We start from the raw sequence: 13,174 nt of genomic DNA, 5'->3' as shown, positions 1-13,174 counted from the left end.
CTATATTAGTATACTAATATAGGTTTTATTTTTTTAGAGTTAATAATGCACGCTAAATACTTTGATTTTTGGAGGTATTTAAGATTTGTGATCCATGATAATCATAGGGCAAACTTGTACAATAAGATAATGATAAGATCATGTATTTAAAAAACCAATTGTTCCTACTGTAGCTATTTATATTAGCTATTGGACAAGAAAGTTGTTAGATGGTACATTTAAAGTCGGAAAATATATTTAGGAGGTATTTACATGGAAAAAAAGCAGTTTATTGACGAAGTAAGACATACGGCAGAGGGATATTTTGAAAGAGGAGAATTCTTTTGTTCAGAAGCTGTAGTTAAAACAATTAATGATATGTTAGACAAGCCTTACGATGAGAATGTTACAAAATTAGCTTCAGGGTTTCCAGTAGGTATTGGTAAATCAAAATGTACTTGCGGAGCAGTTAATGGAGCTGTATTATGCCTTGGATATTTCTTTGGAAGAACTAAAGGAAGCAATCCTCAAGATCCTAAAAGTGTAAAAGCATTAGAATTAGCTTATGAACTTCAAGATTCTTTTAGACAAAAACATAAATGTTTATGCTGTAGTGTTCACACAAAAGGAATGGACATGGCATCTGGTGAACATAAAGCTCAATGTATAAAGTTCACAGGTGAAATGGCAGAAAAAGCTGCTGAAATTATAGTTAGAGAATTAAATATTGAAAATATTGATGAATAAGGTGGGGTAACTCTATGGCTCAATTTATAAAGAAAATTCCATTACCTCTAGCTGGAGTCATGTTATCTTTAGCAGCATTAGGAAATCTTTTAGCTTCTTATGGACCTATATATAAAAATCTTCTTGGAGTATTATCTGCAGTAATTTTGCTATTAATAACTCTTAAAATTTTATTTTATAGTAAAGCTGTAATAGAAGATTTGAATAATCCTGTAATTGCCAGTGTAATACCTACTTATTCTATGGGTATTATGCTATTATCTGTATATATTAAAGATATATCTTTTAATGTTGGACGTGCTATATGGATTATTGGTGTCTTAATTCATATTGGACTTATACTATTCTATACAATAAAATTTGTATGCAATTTTAACATTAAAAAATTATTTCCAAGTACCTTTGTTGTATACGTTGGAATAGGTGCAGCTGGAATAACCGCTCCAGCATTTAAATTAGCTAATATAGGACAGTTTTTCTTCTGGTTTGCCTTTATATCTTTTATTATTTTACTGCCTATTTTAATTTATAGAACAGTATTTATTAAAGAGATTCCTGAACCAGCACTTCCTACTATAGCAATTTTTGCTGCTCCTGCTAGCCTTTGCTTGGCAGCATATTTAAACTCTTTTAGTGATAAAAATATGTTCATTGTTGGAATTTTAGCTATACTGTCATTTATATTATATCTAGTAGTATTAGTAAATCTTCCAAAACTTTTAAAACTAAAGTTTTATCCAAGCTTTGCTGCCTTCACTTTCCCAATGGTAATTAGTGCAGTAGCATTAAAAGGCACTAATGGATTTTTGATAAAAGCAGAAAAAGAAATAGATTTTTTAAAATATATTATAAAGTTTCAAGAAATAGTAGCTGTATTAATTGTATTTTATGTATTAATAAAATACATAGGATTCTTAACGCAAAAGAAATCAGTTCAATCCAATACAACTGTTTCAAAATAAAACTAAGTACCCAAAAATAATATTTTTGGGTACTTTTTTTATCTAGTAATATAATTGCTCACTTTTTTCCCACCTCTGGGGAACAGCTTAATCAATGGAGAATTGAGAATGGAAAATTGACAATTAATTTCTTTAACTACTTTTTTATTAGTAGTTTTTTATAATAAGTTACTGTGTAAACTTCAAAAATAATCAATTTCAAATTTCTCAGTTTCTGCTGATAAATATCCACAATTGTGAATTTTGCATTGTGAATTAAATCTATCTATATATTTTTAATTTCACAATGCATATGTTCTTCAGCTTCATTCCCTTCCACCACATAACCTTGTCCTTTAGAGCAAAATATAGAGTTAGAGGTATAGTCACTATCCCTATCTTTATTGTATGCTATTTTCTTCACTACTTCTTCAGTATTATGGCATATATCATACCCCTCAAAAATAAAACTATAACTGCCTTTTCCTTTAGTTAAAGCTACAAATTCTAGAGGATAATCCATAAAGGTAGATACCGGCCCCCTCCCTTTTATTACAGCTCTTTCATTGAGGCTTTCTGGTCCACTGAAAGTACCATGTAATCTTTGTATATCTGATATAACTTTTCCCACCTCATCTAAATTAATCTCAAACTTAAAATTATAATAAGGTTCTAAAAGTATGTTTTCTGCCTTTTCTAACCCCTGCCTTAAAGCTCTGTATGTAGCTTCTCTAAAATCTCCTCCACTGGTATGCTTGTTATGGGCCTTTCCTGTTAACAGTGTGATTCTTAAATCAGTTATTGGAGAACCTGTAAGTACTCCATTATGATCTCTTTCAAATATATGAGATGAAACAAGATTTTGATGCCCTAATGATAAATCATCCACATGACATAAATTCTCAAAAACTATACCACTATTCCTCTCTCCTGGTTCTAGCTTAAGATGTACTTCTGCATAGTGTCCTAGTGGCTCAAAATGCCCACAGCCTAGAACTCTATTACCTATAGTTTCCTTATAGAGAATTTCACAGGGACCAAAGTCTATTTCCATTCTAAATCTATCTTCTACATTCTTTTTTAGAATTTCTAATTGAATAGTTCCCATAATATGAATATGTATCTCTTTTAGTTTTTCATGCCATATAACATTTAAAGATGGGTCTTCTTCCTCTAACATCCTAAAACATTGTAATACTTCTTTTACATTTAATTTTTCAGAAAACATTACCTTAGACTTTAATGTTGGTAAGATTTTATAGCTTGTCTTTGTCTTCAACTCTCCAAGGCCTTCTCCAACTTTAGCCTTCGTTAATCCAGTTACTGCAAAAATCTCTCCTGCATATACCTCTTCTACCGACTTAAATTTATTTCCATTATACTTTCTTATTTGACTAACCTTCTCACTAATTTTATAGTCCTCATTTTCATACCATACTTCATCTCTTACCTTTAAATTTCCTTTTAAAGCTTTGATGTAAGTAATTCTCATACCCTTTTCATCGTGACGTATTTTATATACAATGCCACTAAATTTTTCTTCACTTTCATATTCTGTATAAGTAAGAGTATGTAGGTTTTCTATAAAGTCTTCTATTCCAATATCTAAAAGTGCAGAACCACTAAAACAAGTAAACATTTCACTTCGTTTTATTAAATCCTTCATAGTATTTAAACATAAATTAGGATTATAACCATCTTCTAAATATATATTAAAAAGCTTCTCATCTCTTTCAGCAATAAATTCAATAAGATCATCTTTCATATCTCTATCAGCTAAGGGTTCATCAATAAAACATGTTTCCATTGATAGTTTTTCTTTTATCTCACTTACTACTCTCTCAATGCTTGCCCCTTGTCTATCTGTTTTATTGATAAAAAAGAAGGTAGGTACTTTATATTTTCTAAGAAGTTGCCAAACTGTTTCTGTATGTCCTTGTACTCCTTCCACTGCACTTATTACTATAACTGCATAGTCCATAATTCCTATAGCTCTTTCCATCTCACAAGAAAAATCTATATGACCAGGAGTATCAACTAAAAAATAATTATCATCTTTATAAGTAAAGCTTCCCTCACCTGAAAATATAGTTATGCCTCTTTCTCTTTCTATGTCATGGCTATCTAAAAAAGCATTTTTATGGTCTACTCTTCCTCTTTCTTTTATACTGTGAGTATGATAAAGTATCTGCTCTGAAAATGTAGTTTTCCCTGCATCTACATGAGCTAATATTCCAATGGTCTTATTCATACAAACACTCCTATCTAGAATCTATAGTCTTAATTCTATTAATCCATTATTAAATATTAATTTTTTATTTAATCTCTTATAAATTTCCATACAGCATAGATTATTAGCTGAACTATAGTAATATACAACATAAAATAAAAAAACTCTGATGAAAATACAGAAGTCATTTGTTTTATGGTATCGAAAGGATAAATAATTAAGTCAAGCGTATGCAATCTTAGAAATCTCCCAATATAAATAGCATAACTTGATAAAATAGCTACTACTACAATAAACATATTGCTGCTTATTTTTTTAGTTATATCTCTAATAGATTTATATACAAGTTTTAAAGATAATAATCCCATACCTATACCAAATATGATACCTGTAGAAAGATAACAAAAATATTTCCATACATAAGGATCCGATGTAAATATATAATCTCTCATAGGGTCAATGTAATCTAATCCTCCTAAATGAAAAAAATCAGTAATCAGATATGGAGCATTAGGATAAAAGAACAACCATAATAAAAATACTACCCAATATAGTAATCTATTGCTCTTTTTTTCTTTATATTTCATGTTACTGATTATCACTGAAAGTTCAAATGGTATGTATACTAATGATAAATTTAAAATCATAAAATTAAATCTATCAATAAATAAAAGACTGACTAGTATATATCCCCAAAATAATACTCTAAAGGCATATATATTGAACTTTTCTCTATTCTTTGTCTTAAAACTCTTTAATATTTCCATAGATATTCTCCTAATTAAATTTTTTAAAGTTATAACTTTTTATTTCTAACCACTAAATTAGTTAAATTTATTGATTTCTATTTATAGTCATGCTTCACCTCTTAAACTGTTGTAGGATTGAGAATTGATTATTGACAATAAATAATTGCTGATACTTCTCTTTTATAAGAGAAGTTCTGAATTTATTTCTTTTTAAAGTGACATAGTCACTTTTATTAAAAAATCTATTTGAAGAAATTAATTAAAAAAATTAATTTCAACCATAATNNTAATTGTCAATTTTCCATTTTCAATTCTCCATTGGTTAAACTGTTTCCCAAAGGTGAAAGAATATATTTAAACATTTAAATAGTTATAAAATCAAATTTTCCCATTTATTATTATATTAACATTTTATTTGAAAACTGTATAATACTATTCTCTAATCACTGTCATATTAAAGATCTTAAACTAAATTCTCACATATAAAAAAATTCACCATATCTCTATGATGAATTTTTATCCTATAGGCCCTATACTTTTTAAAACATAGGAACTACATCTTCTTTAATTCCATTACCTCTTCTTCTGTAAGGTTACGCCACTTACCGGTATCTATTCTATCAATTTTTATATTAATAATTCGAATACGTTCTAGCCGTACAACTGTATATCCAAAAGTTTTAGTCATTCTGCGAATTTGTTTATTAAGACCTTGTGTAAGGATGATACGAAAAGTATCTTCTGTAATTCTACTCATTTTGCAAGGTCTTGTTTTAACTCCGCAAATTTCAACTCCTTCTGACATCCCTTTTATGAAAAAATCATCAAAAGCTTTATCAACAGTTACTATGTATTCCTTCTCATGTTCATTTTCTGATTCTAAAATTTTGTTTGCAAGCTCTCCATCATTTGTCATTAATATCAGTCCTTGAGACGCTTTGTCCAATCTCCCCACAGGAAAAATATATTCTTTATAATCCATAAAATCAATTATATTATCCTTCACTTCTTTTGCTGCGGTGCAGGTTATTCCTACTGGTTTGTTTAAGACAATATATACTTTATCTTTCACTGGAATAGGCTCATTATCAATAAGGATAATATCCTCCTTTTCCACCCACTGACCTGGCTTACAAAGCCTACCATTTACTGTTATTCTATTTTCTTCAATAAGTCTATTAGCCTCTCTTCTTGAGCAAATACCATAATTGCTAAGAAGTTTATTTATTCTCATTTTAAAATCCTTATCCTTTCACTTTTGCTTATTATATGAACTCTATTTTTTTCTTTAGTTCATATCAATTTTTTTATAACACTTTTATAAAGATACCTTATATTCATTTAGTTCACAATAAAATAATACTACCATTTAATTAGTTTATTAATCTATTTATAATCAATTAATTTTCCACCTATTTTCTCTAAAATAGGTATTAAAATCAATAATAATATGCCAACTACAATAGTAGATATAACTACCTCACTTAAATTAATGATACTGTTATTTAATGAAGAAATTATAATTAAACTATTGAAGGGCATTATAAGAAGAGCTCCCGTAATTAATCCTGGAGAATACTTCTTTAATATAATAGTTAAAATCAAATGAGGGAAAACAACATTAAATATCATTGCTCCCATAAAACCAAAGAAAAAATATTTTAATATTAAATTCTGAGGAAAAAATATAAATAAGCCTGTTGCTAAATATGCTAATATTGTAATTACCAATACAGCAAAATGAAATTCATCACCACTAACTTGCTTACCAAATTTTTGTGTATATCTTGACCACCGTGGTATCCAAAGTGCTTCTTCTATATTATGCAATGTTATTGAAAAAAGAAAAAGTAAATATATACTTGGTGTATTCATTATATTTTATACTCCTTTAATCCATATTTACATGAACTATAACATTTTTTACATTTAATTTATATTGCTTTTCACAATGTTTTTTATTATATTTTATTACCTATTTATTTTAATCACTATGATAATATTTCAAAATATTATTTATTGAAATATNNGCGAACACTGTTCGCCACTACAATTAGCTAATGGAAAATGAGCAATTATTAAAAATTTTATATTAATATTTAATACACTACCACGGCTTTTTCCCTTCAAGCCAACCTTGCTCTTTCCAATAATTCCTATCAGTCTCATTCCAGCTATTCTTTTTTTGCATACCTTTCATAGCAGTAAATATAATTTTTGTGAACAATCTAGGCTTCAAAGTATTTGATTTTGCCACAGTTTTAGAAATTTTGTCAGCAAGAATTCTAAGTTCCTTTATAATTTGATCTTTAGTTTTACTATTTACCTCTTCCCAGCTCATAGCTCCAACATTTTTCTTAAATGAGAAAACTCTTTTCAATCCCCAAAAATCAAGGGATTTTTTCATAGTTTTATTAGTATGTGAGGTGCCAGCACCTGCTGCTGTTGATAAAACTAATCCTATTTTATTGAACATTAAACGCTCAGGTCTATGAGACATCCATATATAGCCAAAGTGATCTAACAAAGCTTTCATTTGACCGCTAACATCGCATACATACACTGGTGATGCCAAAATAATTAAATTTGCTTCAAGCATAGATTGTTTAATATTATTAACTGGGCCATAATGAGGGCAAGTATTTTCTCCTTTTAAAAAACAAGAAAAGCAGCCATTGCAAAAATGTGGTATATCCTTTGGTAAGAAAAATTCTGTTACTTGTGCATCTGTAAAATTTTTTAAAAGTTCCTGAACACAATTATATGTACTCCCTTTATGCATTGCTCCATAAATGACAGTTACTTTCATAATATTATCCCCCTATTTTATTTTTTTGCCACTATTTTTCTATATTCTTCATTATAGAAATCATTCCTTTTAAGATTTAAACTACTATCTTAATAAATTAATATATATTCTAATAACTAAATATTCTTAATTACATATAAAAACCACAATAAGGTTTATTTTGACGAATTTTACTATAGTATCGTTACCCTTATCAGATTAATAGTTAAATTATGTTATAATAATATGATGATGTAATTTAATTATAACGAAAGAAGGGGTATGATATGAAAATGTATAAATGTACTATTTGTGGTTATATCTATGATGAATCAAATAATGAAAAATCATTTGCAGAATTAGATGAGAGCTGGACATGTCCTTTATGTACTGCTCCAAAGAGTATGTTTGAACAAATTAATAATGATAAATCTGAAGCGGATACATCTATTGAAAGTGAAAACAAAATGGATTCATTAGATTATTTAGGGGAATATACAAGAAATAGTGATGATATAGAAACACATATGCCTATTATACACGAGATGGCTAAAACAGGGAAATCAGTTATATCTCCTATGAGAACACAATTACCTATTATTTCTTGGGATGATATTTTAATCTTAGGGGCACAATTAAATCCATTTCCTTTAAATGAACATGATTTTGTAAACACACAAACTATTATAGGTAAAAAAGCAAAGAAACCTATGGTAATTGAAAGTCCTATTTATATTACACATATGTCTTTTGGTGCATTATCTAAGGAACTAAAAATAGCATTAGCAAAAGGTTCAGCAGAAAATAAAACTGCTATGTGTAGTGGCGAAGGTGGTATTTTACCTGAAGAAATAGATGCTTCTTACAAATACATATTTGAATATGTGCCTAATAAATACAGCGTTACAGCAGAAAACTTAAAAAGAGCAGATGCTATAGAAATAAAAATTGGACAAGGAACTAAGCCAGGAATGGGGGGACATCTTCCTGGGGAAAAAGTAACAGAAGAAATTGCTAAAATCAGAAATAAGCCTATGGGAGAAGATATAATAAGTCCTTCCCGCTTTGAAGAGATTAACTCAAAAAAAGACTTAAAAAAATTAGTGGATGATTTAAGAGAGTTATCTGGTGGAAGACCAATTGGAATAAAGATTGCAGCAGGTCATATTGAAAGAGATATGGAATTTATAACTTATGCAAAACCAGATTTTGTAACAATTGATGGACGTGGAGGTGCAACAGGAGCTAGTCCTAAATTACTTAGAGATGCAACTTCAATACCAACTATTTTTGCATTATATAGAGCTAAAAAATATATAGACAAGCATAATCTTGACATTGATTTAGTAATTACAGGAGGACTTAGAGTTTCCTCAGATTTTGCAAAAGCAATTGCAATGGGAGCTGATGCTGTAGCAATTGGTAGTTCTGCTATGATGGCAGCTGCTTGCCAACAGTATCGTATTTGTAATGGTGGAAAATGTCCAGTAGGATGTGCAACTCAAGATGAGAATTTAAGAAGTAGATTTAAAATAGAAAAAAGTGCTAAACGTGTAGCTAATTTCTTAGATGCAAGCTTAGAAGAATTAAAAACATTTGCTAGAATATCTGGTCATAGTGATATTCATGATTTAAGCGTAGAAGATTTATGTACAGCTAATTCAGAAATATCAAAGTATACAAATATTCCTCATGTTTAATAATAAATAAAATAAACCCTATGAAAATCATTAATTATATAGATTTTCATAGGGTTTTAATTCTAATATATATTTAATTAATAATTTTTAGCTTCCATTGCAAAATAAGCTTGTGGATGCGCACATACTGGACACATTTGTGGAGCTTCTTCTCCTTCATAGATGAATCCACAGTTTGAACATTTCCATATAGCTTTTTCTTCTTTTTTAAATACTTTTCCTTCTTCTAAATTTTTAAGAAGTGCAAGATATCTTGATTCATGCTCTTTTTCTATTTTGCCAACTTCTTCGAAAAGAAATGCTATTTTATCAAAGCCTTCTTCTTTAGCTTCCTTTGCAAATTTAGCATACATATCTGTCCACTCATAGTTTTCTCCAGCAGCAGCATCTTTTAAATTTGCAGCTGTATCTCCAATACCATCATGTAATAGCTTGTACCAAATCTTAGCATGCTCTTTCTCATTTCTAGCAGTTTCTTCAAATATTTCTGCTATTTGAACATATCCTTCTTTTTTTGCTTTTGAAGCATAATAAGTATATTTATTTCTAGCTTGTGACTCTCCTGCAAATGCTTCCATTAAATTTTTCTCTGTTTTTGTTCCTTTTAAGTTACTCATAAGTGTAATACCTCCTACCATCTTTAAAATACATTTGTATAACAAAGTTTTCCTTTATGTAGATTATAACAAATATATGCTTTTGCTACAACAGTGTGGGGGATAAAGATAATTTAATTCACAATGCACAATTCACAGTTCACAATTATGGACATTTCTCAACAAAGGCTGAGAAATTCAAACTATTCTTTAGTAGTATAAAAAATCCTATATAATAAAGAAATAAAATTTAATAAAAATGATTTTATAAAAATGATATGAATCTATAATAATACCTTAAATAATATTAACATAAATCCACCTAGCTTAATTTTAATTATTCATTCCACAATATTTCTTGCTTCCCACTAAAATACTACTTATAATTAAGCCATACTAATTTTTAGGAGGTACTCAAATGAAAATCTACGACAAACTAGTAAGGGACAACATCCCTGAAATAATAGAAAATGCAGGTAAAAAGTTTGATATACATTATGCTAAAGCTGAAGAACTTGTTTCACTACTTGAGGCAAAATTACAAGAAGAAGCCTTGGAATTTTCTCAAGACAAAAATTTAGAAGAACTTGCAGATTTAATGGAAGTTATATTTGGACTTTCCTCTGCTTTAGGATATTCTGAAGAAGATCTTTTAAAGAAAAGAGAAGAAAAAAAGCTTGAGAGAGGCGGATTTAAAGAAGGAATTGTTCTTGAAAGAGTTTATGAGGATTAATAGTCAACAATAAAGCACATGATATCTTTTCCTAAACTGTAGGAATTAGATACATGTGCTTTTATAGTATAATCATATTTCTGAATAATATTTTTATCTATATTGGTTATTTTCACTTATATTCAAAACTATATTCTATACTTTAGCCCTCTTCCTTTTTGTCTAATCTCTCTTTATAAAATCTACTAGTTCTATAATCTATAACATCCTTAAAATGTTCTATGAATATTTTATTATTTTCAAATTCCTTTAACTCTTCACTTATTGAATAACTGCCCCCGTAATCTTTAAAGAACTCCCCTGCGGAGTTTACAAAGGCATCTCTTGGATTTTTAGCTATTTTTAAATACTCTTTTTTCCCCCAAGTCTTATAGTCCTTGCTAGACTTGTCCTTTAGTAGATCTACACTATTTGAAGGTTTGCTATAAAATTCCTTGAAGCTTATGTATATTTCATCTTCTGTTACAGTAAGTTTAAAATCTCCTTCATTATAAAAGGCTAGAAGTAAAGGCATTTTATAGGTTTTACTCATAGATGTACTTTCAATTTTCTTTATAAATTCACGAGCTGGAGTGTTTATAAGCTCCTTTTCACCTTCTGTAAGCTCATTTATGCTATTTAAAAATCCTAAGTAATCATTGAAAATGTTCATTTTAGCATTTGAACGTATATTGTTATAAATATCATCATCCATGTATTTATACATTTGAAGTCTTGTTGGTCTTTCTCCTACTTCAAATTTTACTCTATAAAATTCTTCTATTATTCTATCTGTTATCTTCTTTTGTTCCTCTTCCATCTTCTTAAATAAATCTGCTAACCTAAAATCAAAATTTACAATGCAATCTTCTGGATATTCTTCTGCTCTTTGAATATATCTATCCTTACCTTTTGGGTCTATATTTTTTATATCTCCACTTAGAAAAAATGGTATTAAATTAGCTTTTTTATAGTTGCCTATAAAATCTAATACATTAACATACTTTTTATTTTTATGTCTTCTAAGCCCTCTACCAAGTTGCTGCAAAAATATTGTAGGAGACTCAGTTGGTCTTAAAAACATAACCATATCTATAGAAGTAATATCTAATCCCTCATTAAACATGTCTACAGAAAATAGAACTTTTATTTCTCCATTTTTAAATTTGTTTATAGCTTCTTCTCTTTCCATAGAATATTCCATTTTTTCTCCACTGAGTACAGCATATGCCTCTACTCCATTTTCGGAAAAGTACTTCGCCATATAATTTGCATGATTTCTACTAGAACAAAAACCTAAAGCTCTTTTGCTATTATATCTTTTATAATGATTTAATATTAAATCTGCTCTTTTTTCTATCATTAGAGCTTTTTCTAACTCTGAACCATCATACTTACCATTTTTAAAACTTATCCTTTTATAATCTGTTTCATCATAAATACCATAATATCTAAAAGGTACTAGCCATCCCTTATTGATCGCCTCTTTAAGCCTTACTTCATAAACCACTTCATGATTGCATATTTCAAATACGTCTCTATTATCCATTCTCTCTGGAGTGGCTGTTAATCCAAGTAAAAATTTTGGTGTAAAATACTCTAATATATTGCTATAATTTTTAGATACAGCATGGTGAAATTCATCTATAATTATGTAATCAAAATAATCTCTTTTAAAGTATTCCTGGCTTAAATATTCCTTACGCCCCAAAGTTTGTACTGTAGCAAATAGAATATTTACATCCTTACTCTTTTCTTCTCCCGTAAAAAATCCCATATTAGTATTAGGTCTAACACAAGCAAAAGATTCTTTAGCCTGTTTTAATATTTCTTCTCTATGAGCTATAAATAATACCTTTGAAAAATCTTTTGAATCAAAGGCTGCTAAATAAGTTTTTCCGATGCCTGTAGCTGCTACAACTAACCCTCTGTCAAAACCTTCTTTTCTAAACTTTTTCAGTTTATATAATGCTTCTATTTGACCTCCTTTAGGGACAGGATAATTTATTATTTTCTTTTCTTCCTCATTATCTTCAACTTTTTCTAAATCTAAAAATAACTTTGGTCTTTTCCACTTCTTTGAATATCTATCTAATTCATTATCATCTACTATAACAGAATAATTGTTAAAAAGATTTTCAAAGGTATCTTTATATTTCTGAAAATCTCTCTTATTACTATTCTTAGAAATTCTATAATTCCACTCTATACCACTTGTTAAAGCGGATTTTGAAATATTTGAAGATCCAATAAATATATCTCCATCCTCTTCATATTCAAATATATAAGCCTTAGGATGGAAGGATTTATTAGGTACATTATAAAATCTTAAATCCACTTTGTCAGAAAGTGCATCTTTTAAAAGAAAAAGTGCCTGAGGCTGAGTTATGTTAAGGTAGTTTCCTGTAAGTATTCTTATACTCGCACCTCTTTCTATAGCTTCTTTTAAATCTTCTGCTATAAGTTTTACCCCTGATTCCATCAAAAAAGCGACTATTATATCAATATATTTAGCTTTTTTAAAAGCCTCCTTAAGTCTTGGTAAAAGAAAATCACTATCTCCAGTAATACAATTGCTTAAAGTATCTATTTCTTTATGTGCTAAGCTGTCTAAATTAATTAAAGTATCTTTTGTATTTTCTATAATATAAGTTTTTTTATTAAATTCTTCTATTTTATCTCTACTCATAACTTTACCTTTTATTTAGCAAATTTGTAATCATAACTTACTT

11 protein-coding genes are annotated in these 13,174 nt (G+C 28.7%); 4 read left to right on the top strand and 7 right to left on the bottom strand.

Translation table 11 applies throughout. The features are described 5' to 3' along the window. The first annotated feature begins 252 nt into the window (after window positions 1–252). Window positions 253–726 (top strand): C-GCAxxG-C-C family (seleno)protein, encoded by a 474-nt coding sequence (locus B3603_RS13040; RefSeq protein WP_291565583.1) that lies wholly within the window; start codon window positions 253–255, stop codon window positions 724–726. A gap of 14 nt (window positions 727–740) precedes the next feature. Beyond that, window positions 741–1,688 (top strand): TDT family transporter, encoded by a 948-nt coding sequence (locus tag B3603_RS13035; RefSeq protein ID WP_291565581.1) that lies wholly within the window; start codon window positions 741–743, stop codon window positions 1,686–1,688. 265 nt (window positions 1,689–1,953) lie between these two features. Here the strand turns inward: B3603_RS13035 and B3603_RS13030 are convergent, their stop codons facing one another. The 5 genes from B3603_RS13030 to B3603_RS13010 form a co-directional block, all read right to left on the bottom strand. Beyond that, window positions 1,954–3,918: a GTP-binding protein gene (locus B3603_RS13030; RefSeq protein WP_291565579.1), complete on the bottom strand. Its 1,965-nt coding sequence runs from the start codon at window positions 3,916–3,918 to the stop codon at window positions 1,954–1,956. A 68-nt stretch (window positions 3,919–3,986) separates the two neighbouring features. Beyond that, window positions 3,987–4,664 (bottom strand): DUF1361 domain-containing protein, encoded by a 678-nt coding sequence (locus B3603_RS13025; RefSeq protein WP_291565577.1) that lies wholly within the window; start codon window positions 4,662–4,664, stop codon window positions 3,987–3,989. A 535-nt stretch (window positions 4,665–5,199) separates the two neighbouring features. After that, the gene (locus B3603_RS13020) at window positions 5,200–5,880 is read right to left on the bottom strand and encodes a pseudouridine synthase (RefSeq protein WP_291565575.1); all 681 of its coding nucleotides are present in this window, start codon (window positions 5,878–5,880) and stop codon (window positions 5,200–5,202) included. Window positions 5,881–6,032: 152 nt separating this feature from the next. Beyond that, entirely contained in the window at window positions 6,033–6,521 is a 489-nt protein-coding gene (locus B3603_RS13015) for an HXXEE domain-containing protein (protein ID WP_291565573.1), read from the bottom strand. Between the two features lie 232 nt (window positions 6,522–6,753). Further along, window positions 6,754–7,455, bottom strand: a complete 702-nt coding sequence (locus B3603_RS13010) for a flavodoxin family protein (protein ID WP_291565571.1) — start codon at window positions 7,453–7,455, stop codon at window positions 6,754–6,756. Window positions 7,456–7,721: 266 nt separating this feature from the next. Between B3603_RS13010 and B3603_RS13005 the strand changes: the two genes are divergently transcribed. Next, window positions 7,722–9,134, top strand: coding sequence for a glutamate synthase-related protein (locus B3603_RS13005; RefSeq protein WP_291565570.1), 1,413 nt, complete (start codon window positions 7,722–7,724; stop codon window positions 9,132–9,134). 77 nt (window positions 9,135–9,211) lie between these two features. On the opposite strand, the gene rbr is transcribed toward B3603_RS13005, so the two are convergent. After that, window positions 9,212–9,751 carry a rubrerythrin gene (rbr, locus tag B3603_RS13000; RefSeq protein ID WP_291565568.1) on the bottom strand — a complete coding sequence of 180 codons (540 nt, stop codon included), beginning with the start codon at window positions 9,749–9,751 and terminating at the stop codon, window positions 9,212–9,214. A 397-nt stretch (window positions 9,752–10,148) separates the two neighbouring features. Between rbr and B3603_RS12995 the strand changes: the two genes are divergently transcribed. Beyond that, window positions 10,149–10,463 carry a nucleoside triphosphate pyrophosphohydrolase gene (locus tag B3603_RS12995; RefSeq protein WP_291565566.1) on the top strand — a complete coding sequence of 105 codons (315 nt, stop codon included), beginning with the start codon at window positions 10,149–10,151 and terminating at the stop codon, window positions 10,461–10,463. Window positions 10,464–10,605: 142 nt separating this feature from the next. Here B3603_RS12995 and B3603_RS12990 read toward each other — a convergent pair whose 3' ends face one another. Beyond that, window positions 10,606–13,131 (bottom strand): DEAD/DEAH box helicase family protein, encoded by a 2,526-nt coding sequence (locus B3603_RS12990; RefSeq protein ID WP_291565561.1) that lies wholly within the window; start codon window positions 13,129–13,131, stop codon window positions 10,606–10,608. Window positions 13,132–13,174: the final 43 nt, after the last annotated feature.

The organism is Clostridium sp. UBA2485 (assembly GCF_002341865.1).
Classification (GTDB): Bacteria; Bacillota; Clostridia; order Clostridiales; family Clostridiaceae; genus Clostridium_J.
This window is presented reverse-complemented; position numbering and strand designations above follow the sequence as displayed.